Source organism: Streptomyces ochraceiscleroticus (assembly GCF_000720485.1).
Classification (GTDB): domain Bacteria; phylum Actinomycetota; class Actinomycetes; order Streptomycetales; family Streptomycetaceae; genus Streptomyces; species Streptomyces ochraceiscleroticus.
The window spans coordinates 180,545-205,097 of the sequence record NZ_JOAX01000025.1 but is presented as its reverse complement, the minus strand read 5'-3'; the positions used below and the strand labels follow the sequence as shown (position 1 = coordinate 205,097).

21 protein-coding genes are annotated in these 24,553 nt (G+C 71.7%); 2 read left to right on the top strand and 19 right to left on the bottom strand.

Features of this window, described 5'->3' with window-relative positions; genetic code table 11:
- Positions 1 to 39: 39 nt before the first annotated feature.
- The 6 genes from carB to pyrR form a co-directional block, all read right to left on the bottom strand.
- On the bottom strand, positions 40 to 3,348 hold the full coding sequence (gene carB, locus IG84_RS0128255) for a carbamoyl-phosphate synthase large subunit (RefSeq protein ID WP_031062882.1): 3,309 nt from the start codon (positions 3,346 to 3,348) through the stop codon (positions 40 to 42).
- On the bottom strand, positions 3,341 to 4,483 hold the full coding sequence (gene carA, locus IG84_RS0128250; RefSeq protein ID WP_031062879.1) for a glutamine-hydrolyzing carbamoyl-phosphate synthase small subunit: 1,143 nt from the start codon (positions 4,481 to 4,483) through the stop codon (positions 3,341 to 3,343). Before carA ends, carB begins: the two co-directional genes overlap by 8 nt.
- Positions 4,480 to 5,079, bottom strand: a complete 600-nt coding sequence (locus IG84_RS0128245; protein WP_031062875.1) for a PH-like domain-containing protein — start codon at positions 5,077 to 5,079, stop codon at positions 4,480 to 4,482. The genes carA and IG84_RS0128245 overlap by 4 nt, the downstream gene beginning before the upstream one ends.
- Positions 5,076 to 6,362 carry a dihydroorotase gene (locus IG84_RS0128240; protein WP_031062869.1) on the bottom strand — a complete coding sequence of 429 codons (1,287 nt, stop codon included), beginning with the start codon at positions 6,360 to 6,362 and terminating at the stop codon, positions 5,076 to 5,078. Before IG84_RS0128240 ends, IG84_RS0128245 begins: the two co-directional genes overlap by 4 nt.
- Before the next feature lie 2 nt (positions 6,363 to 6,364).
- Complete coding sequence (locus tag IG84_RS0128235) at positions 6,365 to 7,351, bottom strand: aspartate carbamoyltransferase catalytic subunit (protein ID WP_031062865.1); 987 nt, start codon at positions 7,349 to 7,351, stop codon at positions 6,365 to 6,367.
- 94 nt (positions 7,352 to 7,445) lie between these two features.
- The gene (gene pyrR / locus IG84_RS0128230; RefSeq protein ID WP_031062861.1) at positions 7,446 to 8,021 is read right to left on the bottom strand and encodes a bifunctional pyr operon transcriptional regulator/uracil phosphoribosyltransferase PyrR; all 576 of its coding nucleotides are present in this window, start codon (positions 8,019 to 8,021) and stop codon (positions 7,446 to 7,448) included.
- Between the two features lie 221 nt (positions 8,022 to 8,242).
- On the opposite strand from pyrR, the gene bldD reads away from it, so the two are divergent.
- Entirely contained in the window at positions 8,243 to 8,743 is a 501-nt protein-coding gene (gene bldD / locus IG84_RS0128225; RefSeq protein ID WP_030251597.1) for a transcriptional regulator BldD, read from the top strand.
- A gap of 414 nt (positions 8,744 to 9,157) precedes the next feature.
- Here the strand turns inward: bldD and nusB are convergent, their stop codons facing one another.
- The 13 genes from nusB to IG84_RS0128160 form a co-directional block, all read right to left on the bottom strand.
- The gene (gene nusB / locus IG84_RS0128220; RefSeq protein WP_031062859.1) at positions 9,158 to 9,586 is read right to left on the bottom strand and encodes a transcription antitermination factor NusB; all 429 of its coding nucleotides are present in this window, start codon (positions 9,584 to 9,586) and stop codon (positions 9,158 to 9,160) included.
- A gap of 2 nt (positions 9,587 to 9,588) precedes the next feature.
- Positions 9,589 to 10,155 (bottom strand): elongation factor P, encoded by a 567-nt coding sequence (efp, locus tag IG84_RS0128215; RefSeq protein ID WP_031062857.1) that lies wholly within the window; start codon positions 10,153 to 10,155, stop codon positions 9,589 to 9,591.
- 68 nt (positions 10,156 to 10,223) lie between these two features.
- A complete protein-coding gene (locus tag IG84_RS0128210) occupies positions 10,224 to 11,351 on the bottom strand; it encodes an aminopeptidase P family protein (protein ID WP_030251606.1) in 1,128 nt (375 codons plus the stop codon).
- A 154-nt stretch (positions 11,352 to 11,505) separates the two neighbouring features.
- Positions 11,506 to 12,426, bottom strand: coding sequence for an AAA family ATPase (locus tag IG84_RS0128205; protein ID WP_031062855.1), 921 nt, complete (start codon positions 12,424 to 12,426; stop codon positions 11,506 to 11,508).
- A 277-nt stretch (positions 12,427 to 12,703) separates the two neighbouring features.
- Positions 12,704 to 13,795, bottom strand: a complete 1,092-nt coding sequence (gene aroB, locus IG84_RS0128200) for a 3-dehydroquinate synthase (protein WP_031062854.1) — start codon at positions 13,793 to 13,795, stop codon at positions 12,704 to 12,706.
- Positions 13,792 to 14,307: a shikimate kinase gene (locus IG84_RS0128195; RefSeq protein WP_031062852.1), complete on the bottom strand. Its 516-nt coding sequence runs from the start codon at positions 14,305 to 14,307 to the stop codon at positions 13,792 to 13,794. Before IG84_RS0128195 ends, aroB begins: the two co-directional genes overlap by 4 nt.
- On the bottom strand, positions 14,304 to 15,488 hold the full coding sequence (gene aroC, locus IG84_RS0128190) for a chorismate synthase (protein ID WP_031062850.1): 1,185 nt from the start codon (positions 15,486 to 15,488) through the stop codon (positions 14,304 to 14,306). Before aroC ends, IG84_RS0128195 begins: the two co-directional genes overlap by 4 nt.
- 133 nt (positions 15,489 to 15,621) lie before the next feature.
- Positions 15,622 to 16,455: a shikimate dehydrogenase gene (locus IG84_RS0128185; RefSeq protein ID WP_031062848.1), complete on the bottom strand. Its 834-nt coding sequence runs from the start codon at positions 16,453 to 16,455 to the stop codon at positions 15,622 to 15,624.
- A gap of 34 nt (positions 16,456 to 16,489) precedes the next feature.
- Complete coding sequence (mltG, locus tag IG84_RS0128180) at positions 16,490 to 18,109, bottom strand: endolytic transglycosylase MltG (RefSeq protein WP_031062847.1); 1,620 nt, start codon at positions 18,107 to 18,109, stop codon at positions 16,490 to 16,492.
- A gap of 126 nt (positions 18,110 to 18,235) precedes the next feature.
- The gene (ruvX, locus tag IG84_RS0128175) at positions 18,236 to 18,700 is read right to left on the bottom strand and encodes a Holliday junction resolvase RuvX (protein WP_031062845.1); all 465 of its coding nucleotides are present in this window, start codon (positions 18,698 to 18,700) and stop codon (positions 18,236 to 18,238) included.
- A 3-nt stretch (positions 18,701 to 18,703) separates the two neighbouring features.
- Positions 18,704 to 21,373 carry an alanine--tRNA ligase gene (alaS, locus tag IG84_RS0128170; RefSeq protein ID WP_031062842.1) on the bottom strand — a complete coding sequence of 890 codons (2,670 nt, stop codon included), beginning with the start codon at positions 21,371 to 21,373 and terminating at the stop codon, positions 18,704 to 18,706.
- Positions 21,373 to 21,711: a DUF6167 family protein gene (locus tag IG84_RS0128165; protein WP_031062840.1), complete on the bottom strand. Its 339-nt coding sequence runs from the start codon at positions 21,709 to 21,711 to the stop codon at positions 21,373 to 21,375. The genes alaS and IG84_RS0128165 overlap by 1 nt, the downstream gene beginning before the upstream one ends.
- A gap of 7 nt (positions 21,712 to 21,718) precedes the next feature.
- Positions 21,719 to 22,153: a DUF948 domain-containing protein gene (locus tag IG84_RS0128160; RefSeq protein ID WP_245654280.1), complete on the bottom strand. Its 435-nt coding sequence runs from the start codon at positions 22,151 to 22,153 to the stop codon at positions 21,719 to 21,721.
- A 209-nt stretch (positions 22,154 to 22,362) separates the two neighbouring features.
- Between IG84_RS0128160 and IG84_RS0128155 the strand changes: the two genes are divergently transcribed.
- Positions 22,363 to 24,546 carry an ATP-binding protein gene (locus IG84_RS0128155; RefSeq protein ID WP_031062837.1) on the top strand — a complete coding sequence of 728 codons (2,184 nt, stop codon included), beginning with the start codon at positions 22,363 to 22,365 and terminating at the stop codon, positions 24,544 to 24,546.
- The last annotated feature ends 7 nt before the right edge of the window (positions 24,547 to 24,553 follow it).

Here is a 24,553-nt window from a genome sequence, read left to right as displayed (position 1 = left end):
GACACCGTGGTCCGGTGTCCCCCTCGATCGGCCGGCTGCTTAGTCGCGCGCCGCGGTCAGGTGCTCCGCGTGCTCCTGGAGGGAGCGCACGCCCACCTCGCCGCGGGAGACCGCCTCGATGCCCTGGACGGCGGCCGCGAGGGCCTGGACCGTGGTCAGGCAGGGCACGGAGCGGGCCACCGCCGCCGTACGGATGTCGTAGCCGTCGAGGCGGCCACCCGTGCCGTACGGGGTGTTGACGATCAGGTCGACCTGGCCGTCGTGGATGAGCTGGACGATGGTCTTCTCGCCGTTCGGGCCCTCGCCCTCGGACTGCTTGCGCACGACCGTGGCGTTGATGCCGTTGCGCTTGAGCACCTCGGCCGTGCCGGAGGTGGCCAGCAGCTCGAAGCCGTGCTGGACCAGCTCGCGGGCCGGGAAGATCATCGCGCGCTTGTCGCGGTTGGCGACGGAGACGAACGCACGGCCCTTCGTGGGCAGCGCGCCGTACGCGCCGGCCTGCGACTTGGCGTACGCCGTGCCGAAGACCGAGTCGATGCCCATGACCTCGCCGGTGGAGCGCATCTCCGGGCCGAGGACGGTGTCCACGCCGCGGCCCTGCATGTCGCGGAAGCGCGACCAGGGCATCACGGCCTCCTTGACGGAGATCGGCGCGTCCATGGGGAGCGTGCCGCCGTCGCCGGTCTTCGGGAGCATGCCCTCGGCGCGCAGCTCGGCGACGGTCGCGCCCAGCGAGATGCGGGCCGCGGCCTTGGCGAGCGGTACCGCGGTCGCCTTCGAGGTGAAGGGCACGGTACGGGAGGCACGCGGGTTGGCCTCCAGGACGTACAGGATGTCGCCGGCCATCGCGAACTGGATGTTGATCAGGCCGCGGACGCCGACGCCCTTGGCGATGGCCTCCGTGGAGGCGCGCAGCCGCTTGATGTCGAAGCCGCCGAGGGTGATCGGGGGCAGCGCGCAGGCGGAGTCGCCGGAGTGGATGCCGGCCTCCTCGATGTGCTCCATGACGCCGCCGAGGTAGAGCTCGGTGCCGTCGTAGAGCGCGTCGACGTCGATCTCGATGGCGTCGTCGAGGAAGCGGTCGATCAGCACGGGGTGCTGGTCGATGAGGCCGGCGTGCCGGGTCAGGTACTCGCCGAGCGAGGGCTCGTCGTAGACGATCTCCATGCCGCGGCCGCCGAGCACGTAGGACGGACGCACCATGACCGGGTAGCCGATCTCGGCGGCGATCTTCTTGGCGTCGTCGTACGAGAAGGCGGTGCCGTACTTGGGCGCGGGCAGGCCGGCCTCGGTGAGCACGCGGCCGAAGGCGCCGCGCTCCTCGGCGAGGTCGATGGCCTCGGGCGAGGTGCCGACGATCGGCACGCCGTTGTCCTTCAGGGCCTGCGCGAGGCCCAGCGGGGTCTGGCCGCCGAGCTGCACGATGACGCCCGCGACCGGGCCCGCGGCCTGCTCGGCGTACACGATCTCCAGCACGTCCTCGAGCGTGAGCGGCTCGAAGTACAGGCGGTCGGAGGTGTCGTAGTCCGTCGAGACGGTCTCCGGGTTGCAGTTGACCATCACGGTCTCGTAGCCCGCGTCGCTGAGCGCGAAGGAGGCGTGGACGCAGGAGTAGTCGAACTCGATGCCCTGGCCGATGCGGTTCGGGCCGGAGCCCAGGATGATCACCGCGGGCTTCTCGCGCGGCGCGACCTCGGTCTCCTCGTCGTACGAGGAGTAGAAGTACGGCGTCTTCGCGGCGAACTCGGCGGCGCAGGTGTCGACCGTCTTGTAGACCGGGCGGACGCCGAGCGCGTGCCGGACCTCGCGGACGACGTCCTCGCGCAGCTCGCGGATCTCGGCGATCTGGTGGTCGGAGAAGCCGTGCCGCTTGGCCTCGGCGAGGATCTCGGGGCCGAGCTTGTCGGCGGCCGCGATCTCGTCGGCGATCTCCTTGACCAGGAAGAGCTGGTCGACGAACCACGGGTCGATCTTGGTCGCGTCGAAGACCTCCTGCGGGGTGGCCCCGGCGCGGATCGCCTGCATGACGGTGTTGATCCGGCCGTCGGTCGGGACCTGCGCCTTGGCCAGCAGCTCGGTCTTGTCACCGGGCTCGCCGGCGAAGGTGAACTGGCTGCCCTTCTTCTCGGTCGAGCGCAGCGCCTTGTTCAGCGCCTCGGTGAAGTTCCGGCCGATGGCCATGGCCTCGCCGACCGACTTCATGGTCGTGGTCAGCGTGGCGTCGGCGGCCGGGAACTTCTCGAAGGCGAAGCGCGGCACCTTGACCACGACGTAGTCGAGCGTGGGCTCGAAGGACGCCGGGGTCTTCTCGGTGATGTCGTTCGGGATCTCGTCCAGCGTGTAGCCGACGGCGAGCCGGGCGGCGATCTTGGCGATCGGGAAGCCGGTGGCCTTCGAGGCGAGCGCGGAGGAGCGGGAGACACGCGGGTTCATCTCGATGACGATGACCCGGCCGTCCACGGGGTTGACCGCGAACTGGATGTTGCAGCCGCCGGTGTCCACGCCGACCTCGCGGATGATCGCGATGCCGACGTCGCGCAGGACCTGGTACTCGCGGTCGGTCAGCGTCATCGCGGGCGCGACGGTGATCGAGTCGCCGGTGTGCACGCCCATCGGGTCGAAGTTCTCGATGGAGCAGACGACCACGACGTTGTCGTTCTTGTCGCGCATCAGCTCCAGCTCGTACTCCTTCCAGCCGAGGATGGACTCCTCCAGGAGCACCTCGGTGGTCGGGGAGAGCGTGAGGCCCTGGCCGGCGATGCGGCGCAGCTCCTCCTCGTTGTGCGCGAAGCCGGAGCCCGCGCCGCCCATGGTGAAGGAGGGGCGGACGACCACGGGGTAGCCGCCGAGCTCCTCGACGCCCTTGAGGACGTCGTCCATGGAGTGGCAGATGTACGAGCGCGCGGACTCGCCGTGGCCGATCTTCTTGCGGACCTCCTCCACGACCTCCTTGAACAGGTCGCGGTCCTCGCCCTTGTTGATCGCCTCGACGTTGGCGCCGATCAGCTCGACGCCGTACTTCTCCAGGACGCCCTGCTCGTGCATGGAGATCGCGGTATTCAGCGCGGTCTGGCCGCCGAGGGTCGGCAGCAGCGCGTCGGGGCGCTCCTTCGCGATGATCTTCTCGACGAACTCGGGGGTGATCGGCTCGACGTACGTGGCGTCGGCGATCTCCGGGTCGGTCATGATCGTCGCCGGGTTGGAGTTCACCAGGATGACGCGGAGGCCCTCGGACTTGAGGACGCGGCACGCCTGGGTACCGGAGTAGTCGAACTCGGCGGCCTGGCCGATGACGATCGGGCCGGAGCCGATGACCAGGACGGACTGGATATCGGTGCGCTTAGGCACGCTGGCCCTCCATCAGGGAAACGAAGCGGTCGAACAGGTACGCGGCGTCGTGGGGACCGGCCGCCGCTTCGGGGTGGTACTGGACGCTGAAGGCCGGCCGGTCGAGGAGCTGGAGCCCCTCCACCACGTTGTCGTTCAGGCAGACGTGGGAGACCTCGGCGCGGCCGTAAGGGGTGTCGGAGACCTTGTCGAGCGGCGCGTCCACGGCGAAGCCGTGGTTGTGCGCGGTGACCTCGACCTTGCCGGTGACGCGGTCCTGCACCGGCTGGTTGATGCCGCGGTGGCCGTACTTCAGCTTGAAGGTGCCGAAGCCGAGCGCGCGGCCCAGGATCTGGTTGCCGAAGCAGATGCCGAACAGCGGCGTCTGCCGCTCCAGCACGGCCTGCATCAGCGCGACCGGGTGCTCGGCGGTGGCCGGGTCGCCCGGGCCGTTGGAGAAGAACACACCGTCCGGCTGCACCGCGTAGATGTCCTCGACGGTGGCGGTGGCGGGCAGCACGTGCACCTCGATACCGCGCTCGGCCATGCGGTGCGGGGTCATGCCCTTGATGCCGAGGTCGATCGCGGCGACGGTGAACTTCTTCGTGCCGATCGCCGGGACGACGTACGCCTCTTCGGTGGCGACCTCGGCGGAGAGGTTCGCGCCCTTCATCTCAGGGGCCTGGCGGACCTTGGCCAGCAGCGTGCCCTCGTCGGGCAGCGCGTCGCCGGAGAAGATGCCGACGCGCATCGCGCCGCGCTCGCGCAGGTGGCGGGTGAGCGCGCGGGTGTCGACGCCGCTGATGCCGACGACGCCCTGGGCGCGCAGCTCGTCGTCCAGGGTGCGGACGGAGCGCCAGTTGGAGGGGATCCGGGCGGGGTCGCGGACGACGTAGCCGGAGACCCAGATCTTCCGGGACTCGGGGTCCTCGTCGTTGACGCCGGTGTTACCGATGTGCGGGGCGGTCATGACGACCACCTGGCGGTGGTAGGAGGGGTCGGTCAGGGTCTCCTGGTAGCCGGTCATGCCGGTGGAGAACACCGCCTCGCCGAACGTCTCCCCCACGGCCCCGTAAGCACGGCCGCGGAAGCTGCGGCCGTCCTCCAGGACGAGTACGGCGGGAACCTTCGTGGCTCCCCTGGTGGAGGTCGTCATCGTGCGCCTTCCGTTTCGGTGGTCGTGCTGGTCAGCGCTTCGTTGCGCTGGATGGTCTCGTTGAGTGCGGTCACCCACGCGGGGTGCTCGGCGGCCCGGTCGGAGCGGAAACCGGAGTCGATCTCCTTCTCGCCCAGCCGCCAGGTGATCACCAGCAGGCCGCCCTCGGGCAGGACCTTGCCGGCGATGCCCTTGTCCAGGCGGGCGCCGCGCAGGTCGGCGGCGGGGACGAAGAAGTCCTGCGCCCCGGGCCGTACGACGTCCACGCCCTGGTCCGTGAGGGTGACCTCGGCGCGGCTGCGGGTGCCGAGCCCGCGCGCCACGATGCGGTCGAGCCACTGCCCCGCGGTGGTGGAGCCGTGGTACCGGCCGCTCATAGTGAGCCGCGGCTCGCCGGGCTCGTCCGGCGTGACCGGCAGCTCGGGCAGGTCGCCCTGGAGCGTGCCGCGCCACTTCCAGCCCTCGCGCATCAGCCAGTACAGCAGCGCGACGAAGAGCAGCAGGCCGACGACCCAGCCGATCCGCGCGGGCCAGTTGGTGACCTCGGCGGACTGCGGCCCGGCAGCCAGGGAGATCAAGGTCAGATGAGGTGTCACGCCAGCTTCCCGTCCACGACCGTTGCCCGGCCCCGCAGGAAGGTGTGGGTCACGCGGCCCGGCAGCTCACGGCCCTCGTACGGGGTGTTCCGGCTGCGGGAGGCGAACCCTGCGGGGTCCACAGCTCCACGGTAAGCGGAATCGACCAGCGTGAGGTTGGCGGGCTCGCCCACCGAGACGGGGCGGCCGTGGCCCTCCAGGCGGCCGATGGCCGCGGGGCGGAAGGACATCCGGTCGGCGACCTGCGCCCAGTCGATCAGGCCGGTGTCGACCATCGTGTGCTGGATCACGGACAGGGCGGTCTCCAGGCCGACCATGCCCATGGCCGCCGCGCCCCACTCGCAGTCCTTGTCCTCGTGCGGGTGCGGGGCATGGTCGGTGGCCACGACGTCGATCGTGCCGTCGGCCAGCGCCTCGCGCAGCGCCATGACGTCGCGCTCGGTGCGCAGCGGCGGGTTGACCTTGTAGACCGGGTTGTACGTGCGCACCAGCTCGTCGGTGAGGAGGAGGTGGTGCGGGGTGACCTCGGCGGTCACGTCGATGCCGCGGGACTTGGCCCAGCGGACGATCTCGACGGAGCCGGCGGTGGAGAGGTGGCAGATGTGCACGCGGGAGCCGACGTGGTCGGCGAGCAGCACATCGCGGGCGATGATCGACTCCTCGGCGACGGCCGGCCAGCCGCCCAGGCCCAGCTCGGCGGAGACGATGCCCTCGTTCATCTGGGCGCCCTCGGTCAGGCGCGGCTCCTGGGCATGCTGGGCGACGACGCCGTCGAACGCCTTCACGTACTCCAGGGCGCGGCGCATGATCACGGCGTCGTCGACGCACTTGCCGTCGTCGGAGAAGACCCGGACGTTGGCCGCGGAGTCGTGCATGGCGCCCAGCTCGGCGAGCTTCTTGCCCTCCAGGCCGACCGTGACGGCGCCGACGGGCTGCACGTCGCAGTAGCCGGACTCCTTGCCGAGCCGCCAGACCTGCTCGACGACGCCGGCGGTGTCGGCGACCGGGAAGGTGTTCGCCATGGCGTGCACGGAGGTGTACCCGCCGACCGCGGCGGCCTTCGTCCCGGTCAGCACGGTCTCGGAGTCCTCGCGGCCCGGCTCGCGCAGGTGGGTGTGGAGGTCGACCAGGCCCGGCAGCAGGATCTTGCCCTCGGCCTCGATGACCTCGGCGCCCTCGGCGCTGATCCCGGTCCCCACCTCGGCGATGGTCTCGCCGTCGATCAGCACGTCCTGCGGCTCGCCACCGAGGACCTTCGCACCGCGAATCAGAGTCTTGCCCATGGTTACTTGTTCTCCTCGGTGCGAGTGGTGCTGGTCGTACTGGGGGTCGAGAGGGCCGGCTCATTGCCGCCCAGAAGCAGGTACATGACCGCCATGCGGATGCTGACACCGTTGGTGACCTGCTCCACGGCGGTGCAGCGCGGCGAGTCGGCGACCTCGGCGGTGATCTCCATGCCGCGGTTCATCGGGCCGGGGTGCATCACGATGGCGTGCCCGGGCATCCGGGCCATGCGCTCGCCGTCCAGGCCGTACCGGCGCGCGTACTCGCGCTCGGTCGGGAAGAACGCGGCGTTCATCCGCTCCCGCTGGACGCGCAGCATCATGACCGCGTCGGACTTGGCGACCACGGCGTCCAGGTCGTAGGAGACCTCGCAGGGCCAGGTCTCGACGCCGACCGGGACGAGCGTGGGCGGCGCGACCAGCGTGACCTCGGCGCCCAGCGTCGTCAGCAGGTGGACGTTGGAGCGGGCGACGCGGCTGTGCAGGATGTCGCCGACGATCGTGATGCGGCGGCCGTTCAGGTCGCCCTCGCCGCCGGCCAGCCGGCGGCGCATCGTGAAGGCGTCCAGGAGGGCCTGGGTGGGGTGCTCGTGGGTGCCGTCGCCGGCGTTGATCACCGAGCCGCCGATCCAGCCGGAGGTGGCCAGGCGGTGCGGCGCGCCGGAGTCGTGGTGCCGTATGACGACGGCGTCGGCGCCCATCGCCTCCAGGGTCAGCGCGGTGTCCTTCAGAGACTCGCCCTTGGAGACGGACGAGCCCTTGGCGGAGAAGTTGATGACGTCCGCGGAGAGGCGCTTGGCGGCGGCCTCGAAGGAGATCCGGGTACGGGTGGAGTCCTCGAAGAAGAGGTTGACGACGGTGCGTCCCCGCAGGGTGGGGAGCTTCTTGATCGGCCGGTCGGCGACCCGGGCCATCTCCTCGGCGGTGTCGAGGATCAGGACGGCGTCATCGCGCGAGAGATCGGCGGCCGAGATGAGGTGGCGCTTCATCCGGGTATCTCCGTGAGTGAGGCAGGTGTACGGGAATGTCCGTCGAGCGGGCATGGGTACGCACCCGGGCACACCGGGTCCGTAGCGGGATGCGCTATCGCTCGCCGGCCGGGGTGGTCTGCTTGACGCCGAGCAGCACGGCGTCCCGGCCGTCCTCCTCGGCGAGCTGGACCTTGACCGTCTCCCGCAGCGACGTGGGGAGGTTCTTGCCGACGTAGTCGGCGCGGATCGGCAGTTCGCGGTGGCCCCGGTCGACGAGGACCGCGAGCTGCACGGCGCGCGGCCGGCCGATGTCGTTCAGCGCGTCCAGCGCGGCACGGATCGTGCGGCCGGAGAAGAGCACGTCGTCGACGAGGAGGACCACCCGGCCCTCGATGCCGTCACCGGGGATATCGGTGCGCGCGAGCGTGCGGGCGGGACCCAGGCGCAGGTCGTCGCGGTACATCGTGATGTCCAGCGAGCCGACGGGGACCGCGCGGCCGGTGATCTCCTCGAGCTTGGCGGCGAGCCGGCGGGCGAGGAAGACGCCGCGGGTGGGAATGCCGAGCAGGACCACGTCCTCGGCGCCCTTGGCGCGCTCCACGATCTCGTGGGCGATGCGGGTCAGCATGCGCGCGATGTCCGGGCCTTCCAGAACGGGGCGCGCCGGAGTCGCGGGTGTTGCGTCCATACGAAACGGACCTCCTTCTCCGCCTCACGGGACGGACCTTAAAGGACGTCGGATTTACCGCATTCACGGTACCAGGGGCCCACGCATCGGCCGTAAGCACCCCTGGCGGTCAGCGGTATGCCTCATTCGGCTTGACGAAGCCAAATTACGCTGCGTAACCTCACAGTGAGTTACCAGTCCGCGGCGGAGCCGCATATCGACACAGTTGTCTGGGGAGCTTTATGTCCAGCGAATACGCTAAACAGCTCGGGGCCAAGCTCCGCGCCATCCGCACCCAGCAGGGCCTCTCCCTCCACGGTGTCGAGGAGAAGTCCCAGGGCCGCTGGAAGGCCGTGGTGGTGGGCTCGTACGAGCGCGGCGACCGTGCCGTGACCGTGCAGCGCCTCGCCGAGCTGGCCGACTTCTACGGCGTGCCGGTCCAGGAGCTCCTTCCGGGCACGACCCCGGGCGGCGCCGCCGAGCCGCCGCCGAAGCTGGTGCTGGACCTCGAGCGGCTCGCCCACGTCCCGCAGGAGAAGGCCGGCCCGCTGCAGCGGTATGCCGCGACCATCCAGAGCCAGCGCGGCGACTACAACGGCAAGGTCCTCTCGATCCGCCAGGACGACCTCCGCACGCTCGCGGTCATCTACGACCAGTCCCCCTCGGTCCTCACCGAGCAGCTCATCAGCTGGGGCGTCCTGGACGCCGACGCGCGCCGCGCGGTCCAGCACGAGGACCTCTGAGCCCGGCGGGCCCACAGCAGAAACGAAACGCCTCGGGGCGGGAGCCAGTACGGCTCCCGCCCCGAGGCGTTCGTGCTCCCGGCATGGGGCCCGGCGGCCGGACCACGGCCGCAGTTACCCCCCGCAGTCCACAGAGGCCCGAGGCGGCGCCTCAGGCGGCGTACGCCGTCGCGGGGCGGAGCACTACAGGCGCAGCACGCCCGCGCGTTCGGGGCGCACGCTCACGGGCGGTGAACGGGCGGCGAGCGGACCGACGAGCGAGGCGGGCGAGCGGGCGGTGAGCGGGCCGGCGGCCAGGGAGCGGACGCAGCCCGGAGGCCCCGGAAAACGGCACCGGGCCCGGAGAAGGAAGCGGCAGAACCGTCTTCTCTCTCCGGGCCCGGTGGATGCGTGCGGGACCTGGCGGGGCGGCCGTCAGGACCGGCGCAGGCTCGGCTTCATGTCCTTCAGGCGGCCGAGCATGCCGTTCACGAAGGACGGCGAATCGTCGGTGGAGAACTCCTTGGCCAACTGCACGGCCTCGTCTATCACGACCGCGTCGGGGGTCGCGTCCACCCAGATGAGCTCATAGGCGCCGAGCCGCAGGATGTTGCGGTCGACGACCGGCATCCGGTCGAGCGTCCAGCCGACCGCGTACGTGGAGATCAGCTCGTCGATGCGCTCGACGTGGTCCGCGTACCCCTCGACCAGTTCGAGGGTGTACTCGTTGACCGGGGGCTGCCGGGTGTCGGTCCGGGCGTGCCGCATCCAGTCCGCGAGCACGGTCTGCACGTCGGCGCCGCGCTGGTCGGCCTCGAAGAGGATCTGGAAGGCGCGCTTACGGGCCTTGTTACGGGCAGCCACGGTTAGCTGTTCACCCGACCGAGGTACTCGCCGGAGCGGGTGTCGACCTTGATCTTCTCACCCGTGGTGATGAAGAGCGGGACCTGGATGACGTGGTCGGTCTCCAGCGTGGCGGGCTTGGTGCCGCCGGTGGAGCGGTCGCCCTGGACGCCCGGCTCGGTCTCCTTGATGGACAGCTCGACCGCGGCGGGCAGCTCGACGTAGAGCACCTCGCCGTCGTGCTGCGCCACGACGGCCTCGAAGCCCTCGATGAGGTAGTTCGCGGCGTCACCGACGGTCTTGCGGTCGATGTGGAGCTGGTCGAAGGTGTCCATGTCCATGAAGACGAAGTACTCGCCGTCCATGTACGAGAACTGCATCCCGCGCTTGTCGACGTTGGCAGTTTCGACCTTGACGCCGGCGTTGAAGGTCTTGTCCACCACCTTGCCGGAGAGCACGTTCTTCAGCTTGGTACGGACGAAGGCCGGGCCCTTGCCGGGCTTGACGTGCTGGAACTCGACAACGGACCACAGCTGGCCCCCTTCGAGCTTGAGCACCATGCCGTTCTTGAGGTCGTTCGTGGATGCCACGGTTGCGGTATCTCCTGGACTGCAGGTGGTGGGGACCCGGAAGACGCACGCTCCGAGCCCGTCAAGGCTCAGAGGGCGAGCAGCTCCTTGGTCGTGATCGTGAGTAGCTCTGGCCCGCCGTCCGCCTCGGGGCGGACGACGAGTGTGTCGTCGATCCGGACACCGCCGCGGCCCGGGAGGTGTACCCCAGGATCGACGGTGACCGGCACGCAAGCGTCCAGTTTACCCATGGCCGCAGGTGACAGCTGAGGGTCCTCGGCGATTTCGAGCCCGACGCCGTGTCCGGTCCACGGTCCGAGGCCCTCTTCGTGGCCCCCGGAGGCCAGCACCTGGCGGGCCGCGCGGTCCACTTCGCGGCACTCGACACCGGGCGCCAGCGCCTCCCGGCCGGCCCGCTGGGCTGCGAAGACGAGGTCGTACAGCTCGATCTGCCAGTCGGCGGGCGTGGTGCCGATGACGAACGTACGGCCGATCTCGCAACGGTATCCGCGGTAGTCGGCGCCCAGGCTCACGGTGAGAAAATCCCCCTCCTCGACCCGCCGGTCCGTGGGCAGATGGCCCGGGCGGCCGGAGTGCGGGCCGGTGGCGACGGAGGTCGGGAAGGCCGGGCCGTCCGCGCCGTGGTCGACGAGCCGACGCTCCAGTTCCAGGGCGAGATGGCGCTCGGTACGGCCCACGAGGATCGATTCGAGCAGCTCGCCGAGGGCCTGGTCGGTGATCTCGGCGGCGATCCGCAGACAGGCGATCTCGTCCTGGTCCTTGACCAGCCGCTGCGCCTCCACCGCGCAGCCCAGGTCCGCCAGCCGCAGCTCCGGCGCGACGGAGCGCAGCGCGCGGTGGCGGGCCACGGTGAGGTGGTGCTCCTCCACGGCGAGCGCCAGGGCGCCGGACTTGGCGGCGAGGTCGGCGGCGGCGACGGCCGGGTCGCCGGTGTGCGCGGGCAGCAGGCTGATCCGGAGGTCCTCGGCGGGCCTGCCCTCCGACGGGTCGCCGGTGGGCGCGCTGGGGCACAGCAGCGTGTCGCCGCCGTCGTGCAGCAGCAGGGCCGCGCCGCGCGGTGCGCAGCCGGTGAGATAGCGGATGTTGGCGGGGCTCGAAACGAGCGCGGCGGCGGTGTCGGTCGCGCCCGCGCCGGTGCCGACCGCGGCGTAGCGGTCACGCAACCGGGCGCGTCGGGTTGCGTACATGTCTGGCATGTACCGAGCGTACGGGTGCGATGGGTCTCGCGCCCTTTGAGCGCGTCTGTGGGGGTTTCGCGGCCGCCCGGGCGCGGGCAGCCGGTACCGGCCGGGTGCGGGCGACACCGGCCGGTGACGGGCCACCGGCCGGTGGCGCCTCAGCGGCGCGCGCTCACCAGGCCGGCGGGCTGGCCAGGCTGCGGGCCACGACCTCGTCGAGCATCCGGGCCGTGGTCGCCACGTCGTGGCTGGAGTTGTCGATGATCGGCAGGCCCGAGCTGTACCAGCCGGCCATCCGGCCGTGGATGCGGGCGACCTCCTCGTCGGTCAGCCGGCGGTTGCCGCTGCGCTGCGCGTTCCGTTCCAGGACGATCTCCAGGCCGGGAAGCAGCACGACGGGCAGCAGTCCCGGGCCCACGTGCCGCTTCCAGCCGCCGAGCCCGACGACCGGGCGGTCGGGGAAGACGGCGTCGTCGAGGATGCAGGAGATGCCGTTGGCGAGGAAGTTGCGCGCGGCGAAGCCGCAGGTGCGGCGGGCCAGGCGGTACTGCGCCTCGGAGTGGTCGTTCCAGCCCTGCTGCGGGTCGGCGAACCCGGCCCGTACCCATTCGCGTACGTCGTCCAGGCTGATGTGCGCCGTGGGCACCCGGCGGAGGTCGGCCCAGTGCCGGGCGACGCTGGTCTTGCCCGCGCCCGCGGGGCCGATGAGCAGCACCGCGACGGCGGTGTGCGCGGCGTCGGGGACCGTGCCGGGCGGCGGGGTCGGCAGCGCGACGGGATTGCCGTCGGGCAGCCGGATGTGGCCCGTGGACTCCGGACGCGGCGTCTGCTGCGTACCGGCCCAGCCCGCGGGCGCGCCCTGCGGGGGCGGCGGCGGACCGGTCGGGGCGCCCTGCGGCGGCGGGGGCGGACCGGTCGGCGCGCCGTGCTGCGGCGGAGGCGGCGGGCCCGTGGGCGCCCCCTGCGGCGGCGCGGCCGGTGCCGGGGGCCGCTGCGGCCCGGAGGGTATGGAGCGGGCCTGGGGGTCGGTCCAGGTCCCGGCGCTGCCCGGCACATGAGGCGGTGGCAGCGGAACCCCCCCTGGGTGCTGCATCCGGTGGCTCTCCGTCTCGTGGGGTGAGGTGCTGGAACGGTATCGAACAGTACCGCCCCCGGCCGTAGTTGAGGGCAGAGCCTGCGCGGGAGCCCCAGCCGGATCAGCGAACGTCGTCTGGTGCGTGCTGTCGCAAGGCGCCGAACCGCCCTCGTAGCGGAGCTACTAGGGCGGTTCGGCAACGCCGCGAGAGTGGGTGCCAGGCGGCGGGCGCCCGGCTGGGGCTCCCGTGCAGGCTCTAACGGCCGGGGGCGGCTGAAGGTGTTCGATGGGTGGGTCAGGCGGCGATTTCGGCGTGGGCCGCGAGGAGCATGGCCGGGTCGGGGCCCTCCATCACGGTCGGCTTGGCCAGCCCGTCCAGGACGATGAAGCGCAGCATGTCGCCGCGGGACTTCTTGTCGACCTTCATGGTCTCCAGCAGCTTGGGCCACTGGTCGCCCCGGTAGGTCAGCGGCAGGCCGACCGCGCCGAGGACGGCACGGTGCCGGTCGGCGGTCGCGTCGTCCAGCCGGCCGGCGATCCGGCCGAGCTCGGCGGCGAAGACCATGCCGACCGAAACGGCCGCGCCATGACGCCAGTTGTACCGCTCGTTCTTCTCGATGGCGTGCGCCAGGGTGTGCCCGTAATTCAGGATCTCCCGGCGACCGGCCTCCTTGAGGTCGCCGGAGACCACCTCGGCCTTGACGCGGATGGCGCGCTCGATCAGCTCGGCGGTGTGCGGGCCGTCGGGGCGCTTCGCGCCCTCCGGGTCGCCCTCGATGAGCTCCAGGATGGCCGGGTCGGCGATGAAGCCCGCCTTGATGACCTCGGCCAGGCCGGAGACGTAGTCGTGGACGGGGAGGGAGTCGAGCGAGGCGAGGTCGCAGAGCACGCCGGCCGGCGGGTGGAAGGCACCGACGAGGTTCTTGCCCTCGGCGGTGTTGATGCCCGTCTTGCCGCCCACCGCCGCGTCGACCATGCCCAGCACGGTCGTCGGTACGGCGATCCAGCGCACCCCGCGGAGCCAGGTGGCCGCGACGAAGCCCGCCAGGTCGGTGGTGGCGCCGCCGCCGACGCCCACGATGAAGTCCGTGCGCGTGAAGCCGGTCTGGCCCAGCGCCTTCCAGCAGTACGCCGCGACCTCGGCCGTCTTGGCCTCCTCGGCGTTCGGCAGCTGGATCGCGATGGCCTCGTAGCCCTGGCCCGCGAGGTCCTCGCGCAGCGCCTCACCGGTGGCGGCCAGCGCCTCGGGGTGCAGTACCGCGACGCGCTTGGTCTGCTTGCCGATCAGACCCGGGAGCTCGCCGAGCAGCTGCCGGCCGATGAGGACCTCGTACGGGTCCGAACCGGCCGAGCCGCCGACCTGGATGCGGATGGGTGCGTCGGTCATGCTTTCCTCAGCTCCAATGCGTCGAGGACGGCCTCGGCGACGTCCTCGGGGGTACGGCCCTCCGTGGACACCACGGCGCGGGACACCTCCATGTACAGCGGGCGGCGCTCGGCCATCAGCTCGCGCCAGCGCTGCCGGGGGTTGACCGCCAGCAGCGGCCGCGGCGCGTCCAGGCCGACCCGCTTGACCGCCTCGGCCACGCCCATCTCCAGGAACACGACGGGCAGCCCGGACAGCAGCTCGCGGGTGGAGGCGTCCAGGATCGCGCCGCCGCCGAGCGCCAGTACCCCGGCGTGCTCGCTCACCGCGGCGCGTACGGCCTGCCGCTCCAGCTCGCGGAAGTGCGGCTCGCCCTCGTCGATGAAGATCTCCGAGATCGGCTTGCCGGCGCCCGCGACGATGTCCGCGTCGGTGTCCCGGAAGGTGGTGCCCAGGCGCTCGGCGAGCGCCATTCCGGTCGTGGTCTTCCCCACCCCCATGGGGCCGACGAGGACGACGGCCGGACCGGTCACCGGATCGCCAGGTTCTCGAGGAACGACTCGACGTTCCGGCGGGTCTCGGGCACGCTGTCGCCGCCGAACTTCTCCGCGACGGCGTCCGCGAGGACCAGCGCCACCATGGCCTCGGCCACGATGCCGGCGGCCGGCACGGCGCAGACGTCGGAGCGCTGGTGGTGGGCCTGCGCGACCTCACCGGTGGACACGTCCACGGTGGCCAGGGCGCGCGGCACGGTCGCGATCGGCTTCATCGCGGCGCGGACGCGCAGCAGCTCGCCGGTCGTCAGACCGCCCTCGGTGCCGCCGGCGCGGCCGGAAGCGCGCTTGATGCCGTCGTCCGTCGCGAGGATCTCGTCGTGCGCCTTCGAGCCGGGCACGCGGGCCAGGTCGAAGCCGTCGCCGACCTCGACGCCCTTGATCGCCTGGATGCCCATGAGGGCACCGGCCAGCCGGGCGTCCAGGCGGCGGTCCCAGTGGACGTGGCTGCCGAGGCCGACCGGTACGCCGTAGGCGAGGACCTCGACGACACCGCCGAGGGTGTCGCCGTCCTTGTGGGCCTGGTCGATCTCCGCGACCATCGCCTCCGACGCCGCCTCGTCCAGGCAGCGCACCGGGTCCGCGTCCAGCTTCTCCACGTCGGAGGGCTTGGGGTACACGCCGTACGGCGCCTTGGCGGCGGCCAGCTCGACGACGTGGCTGACGATCTCGATGCCGGCCGTCTCCTTGAGGTAGGAGCGGGCCACGGCGCCCAGCGCCACCCGGGCCGCGGTCTCGCGCGCCGAGGCACGCTCCAGGACCGGGCGGGCCTCGTCGAAGCCGTACTTCTGCATGCCGGCCAGGTCCGCGTGGCCGGGGCGCGGGCGGGTCAGCGGCGCGTTACGGGCCAGCTCGGCCAGCTCCGCCTCGTCGACCGGGTCGGCCGCCATGACCTTTTCCCACTTGGGCCACTCGGTGTTGCCCACCATGATCGCGATGGGCGAGCCCAGCGACAGGCCGTGCCGGACGCCGCCGAGGAAGGTCACCTCGTCGCGCTCGAACTTCATACGGGCACCGCGGCCATAGCCGAGCCGGCGACGGGCCAGGGCGTCCGCCACCATGTCCGTGGTAACGGGGACGCCGGCCGGAAGGCCCTCCAGCGTCGCCACCAGTGCGGGGCCGTGCGACTCCCCCGCCGTCAGCCAGCGCAACCTGCTCAACGGTGCTCCTCGTGTACTGCGCGTACGGTCTTCCCCTGATCCTCCCACGTCCGGCGCCGCGGCCGGCGGCCAGTCCAGGGAGCGGACCGCCGCCTCCGCGTCCGGCCCCGGCCGGCGACCCGGCACGCGGCGGTCAGCGGGCCGCCAGCGCCGCCTCGCCCGCCTTGCGCATCGCGGCCAGCGGGGCCCGCTCGCAGCCGGTCATCTGCTCGACCTGCAGGACGGCCTGGTGGACCAGGAGGTCCAGGCCGCCGACGACGGCGCCGCCGCGCGCCGACCAGGCGGCCGCGAGCGCGGTGGGCCACGGCTCGTACAGCACGTCGAAGAGGGTGCCGGGGCGCTCGGGCACCGCGCCGGCCAGCGCGTCCGTGGTCCCGGCCGGGGTGGTGGCGATCACCAGGGGCGCGGCGAAGGCGCTCGCGGCGGCGTCCCAGAGGGCGGTGCGCACGGTGACGCCCAGCCGCTCGCCCCAGCCGCGCATCTCGTCCGCGCGCGCCTGGCTGCGGACGTACACGGTCACCTCGCCGGTGCAGATGCGGGCGAGCGCGGCCAGCGCCGAGGAGGCGGTGGCACCCGCCCCGAGGATGGCGGCGCTCTCGACGCTCGTCACGCCCCGCTCGCGCAGCGCCTCCTGGATGCCGGGGATGTCGGTGTTGTCACCGATGCGGTGGCCGTCCTCGGTGAAGATCACGGTGTTCACGGCCTCGACGGCGGCGGCGGTGTCGCTGATCCCGTCCAGCAGCGGGATGACCGCACGCTTGAGCGGCATGGTGAGCGAGAGGCCCGCCCACTCGGCGTCGTCCAGCCCCGCCAGGAAGCCGGGCAGGGCCGCCTCGTCGATCTCGAAGCGGCCGTACTCCCGGCCGGCCAGGCCCAGTTCGTCGTACGCGGCGCGGTGCAGCACCGGCGAGAGCGAGTGGGCGATGGGCGATCCGAGGACCGCCGCCTTGTGGTGGGTTGCCGACACCGGTCCGTCCTCAGCGTTCTAGCGGGTCTTGGTTCTAGCGGGTCTTGTTGAATTCCTCGACGAGCTTTTCGTGCTCGGCGTAGGTCTTGGCGAACTTCGTCTTCCCGTTGATGGCGACGAAGTAGTACCAGCCGTCCTCGGTCGGGTTGATCGACGCCTTCAGCGCGTCCTCACCCGGATTACCGATCGGCCCCGGCGGCAGCCCCTTGTAGTAGTACGTGTTGTAGGGGTTGTCGTAGTTCTTGATGGCGCTGATCGGAATGTCGAGTTCGCTCTGGTTCTTGATGTAGTTGTACGTCGAGTCGAATTCGAGCTTGCCGTAGGTCTGGGAATTGCCCGGGTCCAGGCGGTTGTAGACGACCTCGGCCATCTTGCGGAAATCGTCGTGCGAGGTGCCCTCGGCCTGGGTGAGGCTGGCGACCGTGACGAGGTCCAGCGGCGAATCCAGACCGAGTTTCTTCGCCTGTCCCGCCAGGTCGTAACGGGCGTAGTTCTGCTTGGCCCGCGCGACCATCTGTTTGAGCACATCCGCCGGTTTCGTCTTCTTGTTCACCTCGTACGTCGAGGGGTACAGGAAGCCTTCCAGCGGATCCTTTATGTCGGGATCGTCGTCCGCCCAGGACGGCAGGCCGAGATTCTTCGCCTGGCTCGCGGCGACACCCTTGGTCGTACCGGCCTTCAGGTCGAGCTTCTTGTCGATGCGCTCGTAGACCGCGACGGCGCGCGAGCCCTCGGGAATCGTCAGGTTGTTGCGGCTCTCCGGGCTGAGCATCAGCGCCACGGCCGAGGCCGCCGACATCTCCTTGCGCAGCGTGTAGACGCCCGGCTGGAGGCCCGCCTTGGCCTTGGCGTTCTCGGTGACCGCTTCGGTGAACGCGTCGGCACTCTTGACGACGCCCTCCTCCTTGAGGAGCAGCCCCATCTGCAGCACCGGCGAGCCGTCCGGAATCTCCACCTGCACGCTGCCGGTGCCCGCGCCCTCGTAGTCCGGCGCGGGGCCGAAGCGGTCGTAGGCGAGGTAGCCGCCGCCGGCGAGCACCGCGAGGACGACGACCGTGGCGAGCCCGCGGCCGCGCCGCTTCGGGCGCTGCTCCTTGCCGCGGCGCTCGCGCGCCGACCGGCGGTTCTCGCGCGGTGCGGGATCGTCGTCCTCGGCGTCGTGGTCCGCGTCGCCGCCGGAGAAGAAGGCGTGCTCGGGCTCCGGCTCGGGCCGGGCCGGCTCGTCGTGCCAGGGCTCGTCGTGCCCCGCGGTCTGCCAGTCGCCGGCCTGCGGCTCCGGGGGCACGACGGGCATTGGCGCCGTCTGGTCGTGTCTCATCTGCTGGGGCTGGTGCGGCGGCGGGTAGCCGTCGTGCGTGCCGTAGTAGTCCGGCGCCGCGCCGGCGTAGGGGTCGTGCTGCTGACCGTACGGGTCGTACGGCACGCCGCCGGGCTGCCCGGCCTGGCCGTACGCGTCGTACGCGCCGTACTCGTGGTGGGGCTGCTGCTCCGGCCCGGGGGCGCCCCAGCCGGGCTGCTGCTGCCCCGCGTAAGGGTCCTGGTTCCCGTAGGAAGCCTGGCCGCCGTAGGCGCCCTGGTCACCGTAGGACTCCCCGTAGAGAGGGTCCTCGGGATGCCAGGGTTCGGAGCCGTAGCCCCGGCCGTACTCAGTCATCGATCCCCTAGAGCCGCGAGGCGGTGCGCTCCGTGGTCGGCAGCGCGGCTGACGTACTGACCGCCTCTTCTTGCACGAGCCACTGTTCGAACGCGGCCGGTCGCGCGGAACGTTACCGTACCGCGATCAGCCGCCCGCCTCGACGCTCTCACCAGGGACCTGTCCGGACGTGCGTTCGGTTTCCAGGGCGCTCTGGAGGATGACCACGGCCGCCGCCTGATCGATGGCGGAACGTCCCTTCTTGGCCTTCACGCCGGAGGCGCGCATCCCCTGAGCCGCGGTGACCGTCGACATCCGCTCGTCCACCAGCCGTACCGGCACCGGCGCGATGTTCTTCGCCATCTCCTGCGCGAAGGCCCGCACCTTGGCCGCGGCCGGCCCCTCTCCCCCGTTCAGGGAGCGGGGCAGGCCGACGACGACCTCCAGCGGTTCGTACTCCTCGATGATCGCCGCCAGGCGCCGGTGGGCGGCCGGGACGTCACGTCCCGGCACGGTCTCCACCGGGGTCGCGAGGACCCCGTCGGGGTCGCACGAGGCGACCCCGATCCGGGCGTCCCCGACGTCGACGGCGATCCGCCTGCCTCGTCGCAACGGTCAGCCCGCCTGCGCCACGAGCCGCTCGACGGCCTCGATGGCCTCGGGTACGGCCGCGGCGTTCTGGCCGCCGCCCTGGGCGACGTCCGGCTTGCCGCCGCCACCGCCGCCGAGGGTCTTGGCGGCCGTACGGACCAGGTCACCGGCCTTGATGCCGCGCTCACGGGCGGCCTCGTTGGTGGCGATGACGGTCAGCGGGCGGCCGTTGGTGACCGTGAACAGGGCGACCACGGCCGGGCGGTCGGACGGGATCCGGCCGCGCACGTCCAGGACGAGCTTGCGCAGGTCGTCGGCGGAGGTGCCGTCGGGCACCCGGCCGGAGGCCAGCGCGATGCCGCCCACGTTCTTGGCGCCCTCGGCGAGCCCGGCGGCGGCCTGCAGGACCTTCTCCGCGCGGAACTGCTCGATCTGCTTCTCGGCGTCCTTGAGCTTGGCCAGCACGCCGGAGATCTTCTCCGGCAGCTCCTCGGGCCGGCCCTTGACCAGCTCGGTGAGCTGCGAGACGACCGTGTGCTCACGGGCCAGGAAGTTGTACGCGTCGACGCCGACCAGGGCCTCCACGCGGCGCACGCCGGAGCCGATGGAGGACTCGCCGAGCAGCTTCACCAGGCCGAGCTGGGCGGTGTTGTGGACGTGCGTACCGCCGCACAGCTCCTTGGAGAAGTCGCCGATGGTCACCACACGCACCCGGTCGCCGTACTTCTCGCCGAACTCGGCGATGGCGCCCTGCTTCTTGGCGTCGTCCATGCTCATCACCTCGGCGGTGACGTCCAGTTCGCGCGAGAGGACCTCGTTGATCTTCTGCTCGACGTCCGTGAGGACCGTGCCGGGCACGGCGGTCGGCGAGCCGAAGTCGAACCGGAAGCGGCCCGGGGAGTTCTCCGAACCGGCCTGGGCGGCCGTCGGGCCGAGGGCGTCGCGCAGCGCCTGGTGGGTGAGGTGCGTGGCGCTGTGGGCGCGGGCGATGGCCCGGCGGCGCGTGACGTCGATGGCGGCGTACGCGGGCGAGCCCACGGTGATCTCGCCGACCTGGACCGAGCCCTTGTGCACGGTGACGCCCGGGACCGGCTGCTGGACGTCGCGGACCTCGATCACGGCGCCGGTGTCGGTCTTGATGCGGCCGGTGTCGGCGAGCTGGCCGCCGCCCTCGGCGTAGAACGGCGTGCGGTCCAGGACGACCTCGACCTCGTCGCCCTCGTGGGCGGCAGGAGCGGAGACACCGTCGACCAGCAGGCCGACCACGGAGGACTCGCCCTGGGTGTTGGTGTAGCCGGTGAAGACCGTCGAGCCGGAGCTGTCGGCGACCTCGCGGTAGGCGGACAGGTCGGCGTGGCCGTGCTTCTTGGCCTGGGCGTCGGCCTTGGCGCGCTCCCGCTGCTCCTTCATCAGGCGGCGGAACCCGGTCTCGTCCACCGACAGGCCCTGCTCGGCGGCCATTTCGAGGGTGAGGTCGATCGGGAAGCCCCAGGTGTCGTGGAGCAGGAACGCCTTGTCGCCGGAGAGGACCGTGCCGCCGCCGGCCTTGGTCTCGGTCACGGCGGTGTCGAGGATGTTCGTGCCGGCCTTCAGCGTCTTGAGGAAGGCGGCCTCCTCGGCGAGGGCGACGGTCTCGATGCGCTTGCGGTCCTGGAGCAGCTCCGGGTACTGCTGGCCCATCGTCTTGATGACCACGTCGACCAGGTCGGCGACGACCGGGTCGGTGGCGCCCAGCAGGCGCATGTTGCGGATGGCGCGGCGCATGATGCGGCGCAGCACGTAACCGCGGCCCTCGTTGCCGGGCGTGACGCCGTCGCCGATGAGCATGACGGACGTACGGATGTGGTCGGCGACGACGCGCAGCGAGACGTCGGTGTCGTGGCCGGCACCGTAGGCGACGCCGGTCAGGTCGGTGGCCTTGTCGATGACGACGCGCAGGGTGTCGGTCTCGTACATGTTCTGTACGCCCTGCAGGATCATGGCGAGGCGCTCGAGACCCAGACCGGTGTCGATGTTCTTGCTGGGCAGCTCGCCGAGGATCTCGAAGTCCTCCTTCGAGGTCCCCGCGCCGCGCTCGTACTGCATGAAGACCAGGTTCCAGATCTCCACGTACCGCTCGTCGTTGACGGCCGGGCCGCCCTCGACGCCGAACTCGGGGCCGCGGTCGTAGTTGATCTCGGAGCACGGGCCGCACGGGCCGGGCACGCCCATGGACCAGTAGTTCTCCTTCTTGCCCAGGCGCTGGATGCGCTCCTTGGGCACGCCGACGACCTCGTGCCAGATGCGCTCGGCCTCGTCGTCGTCCAGGTAGACGGTGATCCAGAGCTTCTCCGGGTCCAGGCCGTAGCCGCCGTCGTCCTGCGAGCTGGTCAGCAGCTCCCAGGCGTACTTGATGGCGCCTTCCTTGAAGTAGTCGCCGAAGGAGAAGTTGCCGCACATCTGGAAGAACGTGCCGTGCCGGGTGGTCTTGCCGACCTCTTCGATGTCCGGCGTGCGCACGCACTTCTGGACGCTGGTGGCGCGCGGCGCGGGCGGCTTGACCTCGCCGAGGAAGTACGGCTTGAAGGGGACCATGCCCGCGGGGACCAGCAGCAGCGTCGGGTCGTCCGCGATGAGCGACGCCGAAGGCACGACGGTGTGCCCGCGCTCCTCGAAGAAGCTCAGCCAGCGGCGGCGGATTTCAGCCGACTCCATCAGTGGTCCTCGTTTCGGTTCGGTCCGGTTGTCCGGGTGATGCGTGTCGTGGGGTGGTGCGGTTCGAGCGCGGCGGCCGGCCGGGCGGGCGGCAGCTCGCGCGCCGCTCCGGTCTCCGTCAGACCGAGCGCTTCGTGCAACTGCTCTTCACGGTCCGCCATTCCGTCGCGTACGTCCAATGCAAATTGACGCAGCCGGTGTCCGGTCTCCACCGCCTTGTCCGCGGCCTGGGCCGCGAGACTGTCGGGCTGGAGCTTGCGCAGTTTGCGGTGGACCTTGTTGGTGGCCCACACCCCGGCGGCTGCGCCGGTGGTGAACCAGAATGCGCGGCGGAACATCGCGTGATCAGTCCTTGGAGCGACGGGTGCGGCGCCCGCTCCGGCGGGCGGCGGGCAGGGTGCGGCCGACGACGACGGTGTGCTCGGGCTCGGGCGCGCCCTTCTTGCCGAGCGCGCGGCGGACGCCGTAGCCGAACGCCGCGACCTTGACCAGCGGGCCGCCGAAGGCGGAGGAGACGGTCGAGGAGAGCGCGGACGCGTTGGCCGTGACCTCCTGGACGTCGGAGGTGATTGCGTCGACGCGGGCGAGCTGCGTGTGCGCGGAGCGGACGGTCGCGGAGGCGTCGGCGAGCAGCGGCACGGCCTTCTCGGACACCTCGGAGACCATCTTGGTGGTCGCCTTGAGCGTCTGCGCGAGCCTCACCAGCACGAGGGCGAGGAACGACACGAGGATCGCCCAGAAGACGGCCACGAGGATCCCGGCCACCTCTCCACCGGACACGCGCACACCACTTTCCGACTGGTTCTCTGCTTGTCTCGTCCTGCTCGATCGGCAGACTTCGACCCTATCGCGCCGGGGCTCCCGCTCCGCACCGTGTTCCCGTGTGCCACGGCCGCTTTCCGGGTCGGCGTCGGTACGCCGGAGCACGTGCCCGGGACAGAGCGGCGCGATTGTACGGTCCGCACACCTCCGAGTACGCTCCGTGTGCCATGCGACGCTCCCGGGGACCGGACCCCGCTGCTTCCCAAGACCGCTGCCGCCGCTCGCCCGCTCCGGGCAATCTGCCCGCGGAACTGAACCGGTTCGTCGGGCGCGAGGACGAACTGGCCGCACTGACCGGAATGGTGGCGGCCGCACGGCTGGTCACGCTCACGGGCATGGGCGGGGTGGGCAAGACCCGGCTCGCGACGCGGGCCGGCCGGGCACTGGCGGATCGCTTCCGCGACGGGGTGTGGCTGATCGAGCTGTCCGCCGTGCAGGAGCCGCACTTGCTGGACCACGCCGTCGCCGAGTCGCTGGCGCTGGCCGACCACAGCGGCCGCCCGGCCCGCGAGACGCTCTGCGACGACCTCGCCGACAGCGAGCTGCTCCTCGTCCTGGACGGCTACGAGCACCTGGTTGCCGAGTGCGCGCCACTGGTCGCGCAGCTCCTGCGGCGGGCGCCCGGCGTGCGGGTGCTGGCCGCGGGCCGGCGCCCGCTGGGCCTGCCCGGGGAGCGGACCTATCCGCTGCTGCCGCTGCCGGACCCGGCGGCGGGCGAACTGTTCGCCGACCGGGCCGGCTGCGTGGTCCCGGACTTCACCGTCGACGAGGCCAACAGCGCGGCGGTCGCCGAGCTGTGCCACCGCCTCGACGGCATCCCGCTCGCCCTGGAGCTGGCCGCCGGCCGGCTGCGCGCTCTCTCCGTGGACCAGGTGCTGCGCCGGCTGGACGACCGCTTCCGGCTGCTGACCGGTACCGACCGGGACGCCCTGCCGCGCCACCAGACACTGCGCACGGCCATCGGCTGGAGCCATGAGCTGTGCACGCCGCAGGAGCGGCTGCTGTGGGCGCGGCTCTCGGTGTTCGCCGGGCAGTTCGACCTGGAGGCGGCCGAGTACGTCTGCTCGGGGCCCGATCTGCCCGCCGACGAGCTGCTGGAGGTGCTGACCGAGCTGGTCGCGCAGTCGGTGGTGGTCCGCGAGGAAACCCGGGTCGGGGTGCGTTACCGGATGCTGGACACGGTACGGGCCTACGGCGCGGACTGGCTGGCGGCGCTGGAGGACACCGCGCGGCTGCGGCGCCGGCACCGCGACTGGTACGTGGGCCTGGCCACCTGGTGCGAGCTGGACTGGTTCGGGCCCCGGCAGGACGAGGTGGCGGCCCGCCTCGACGTGGAGCTGCCCAATGTGCGGCTGGCGCTGGAGCACAGTCTGGAGGTGCCGGAAGAGGCGTACTTGGGGCAGTTCCTGGCCGGGACGCTGTGGTTCTTCTGGGTCGGCTGCGGCCGGCTGTCGGAGGGGCGGCACTGGCTGGAGCGGTCCCTGGAGATGCCGGCCGACCATCAGGACGCGCGGCTGAAGGCGCTGTGGGTGACCGGCTATGTCGCGGTGCTCCAGGGAGACCCGGCCGGTGCGCTGCTCGCGCTGGAGCAGTGCCGTGCGGAGGCGGAGCGCGCGGGGAACGCGCGGGCCGCCGCCTATGCGCAGCACCGCCTGGGCTGTCTGGCGCTGACCGGGGACGACATGCCGCGCGCCGAAACGCTGCTGCGGGCGGCGCTGGCGGCCTACCGCGAGATCGGCGAGCTGAACAGCAACGTACTGATGGCGCAGATCGAACTGGCCATGGCGGTGGCCTTCGGCGGCGATCTCGCGGCGGCCGAGGAGCTGTGCGCCGAGGTCCGGGAGGTGTGCGCGGATCACGGCGAGCGGTGGGCACAGGCGTACGCGCTGTACGTCCTGGCGTATGCGGCCTGGACACGCGGGGAGCTGGCGGGCGCGCGCCGGCTGCTGACCGAGTGCCTGCTGATCAACCACGCCTTTCACGATCTGCTGGGCGCGGTGCTGGCGGTGGAGCTGCTGGCGCTGATCACGCTGGACGAGGGGGACGCGCCGGAGGCGGCGGTGCTGCAGGGGGCCGCGGCGCGGATCTGGCCGTCGGTCGGGCCGCCGCTGTTCGGCTCCCGGTACTTCAACCAGCCGCACGCGCTGTGCGAGCGGCGGGCGCGCGGGGAACTGGGCGACGCGGGGTACGAGGCGGCCGCGCGGCGGGGCCGGGCGCTGGATCTGGACGCGGCCGTCGCGCGGATTCTGGGCGGTCTCCCCCGGCCGCGCGGCGGGGCGGGCAGCAGGCCCCCGGAAAGCAGCGAGCCCGCCGTGTCCCCTGCCGCGAACGGCGGGGAGACGGCGGGCTGAGGCAGCG

What these genes read in the sequence shown, in the direction of transcription:
- carA (WP_031062879.1), bottom strand. Translation starts at nt 4,483, where the DNA reads ATGACGACCTCCACCAGGGGAGCCACGAAGGTTCCCGCCGTACTCGTC.
- IG84_RS0128240 (WP_031062869.1), bottom strand. Translation starts at nt 6,362, where the DNA reads ATGGGCAAGACTCTGATTCGCGGTGCGAAGGTCCTCGGTGGCGAGCCG.
- IG84_RS0128235 (WP_031062865.1), bottom strand. Translation starts at nt 7,351, where the DNA reads ATGAAGCGCCACCTCATCTCGGCCGCCGATCTCTCGCGCGATGACGCC.
- pyrR (WP_031062861.1), bottom strand. Translation starts at nt 8,021, where the DNA reads ATGGACGCAACACCCGCGACTCCGGCGCGCCCCGTTCTGGAAGGCCCG.
- bldD (WP_030251597.1), top strand. Translation starts at nt 8,243, where the DNA reads ATGTCCAGCGAATACGCTAAACAGCTCGGGGCCAAGCTCCGCGCCATC.
- IG84_RS0128210 (WP_030251606.1), bottom strand. Translation starts at nt 11,351, where the DNA reads ATGCCAGACATGTACGCAACCCGACGCGCCCGGTTGCGTGACCGCTAC.
- IG84_RS0128205 (WP_031062855.1), bottom strand. Translation starts at nt 12,426, where the DNA reads ATGCAGCACCCAGGGGGGGTTCCGCTGCCACCGCCTCATGTGCCGGGC.
- aroB (WP_031062854.1), bottom strand. Translation starts at nt 13,795, where the DNA reads ATGACCGACGCACCCATCCGCATCCAGGTCGGCGGCTCGGCCGGTTCG.
- mltG (WP_031062847.1), bottom strand. Translation starts at nt 18,109, where the DNA reads ATGACTGAGTACGGCCGGGGCTACGGCTCCGAACCCTGGCATCCCGAG.
- alaS (WP_031062842.1), bottom strand. Translation starts at nt 21,373, where the DNA reads ATGGAGTCGGCTGAAATCCGCCGCCGCTGGCTGAGCTTCTTCGAGGAG.
- IG84_RS0128165 (WP_031062840.1), bottom strand. Translation starts at nt 21,711, where the DNA reads ATGTTCCGCCGCGCATTCTGGTTCACCACCGGCGCAGCCGCCGGGGTG.
- IG84_RS0128155 (WP_031062837.1), top strand. Translation starts at nt 22,363, where the DNA reads ATGCGACGCTCCCGGGGACCGGACCCCGCTGCTTCCCAAGACCGCTGC.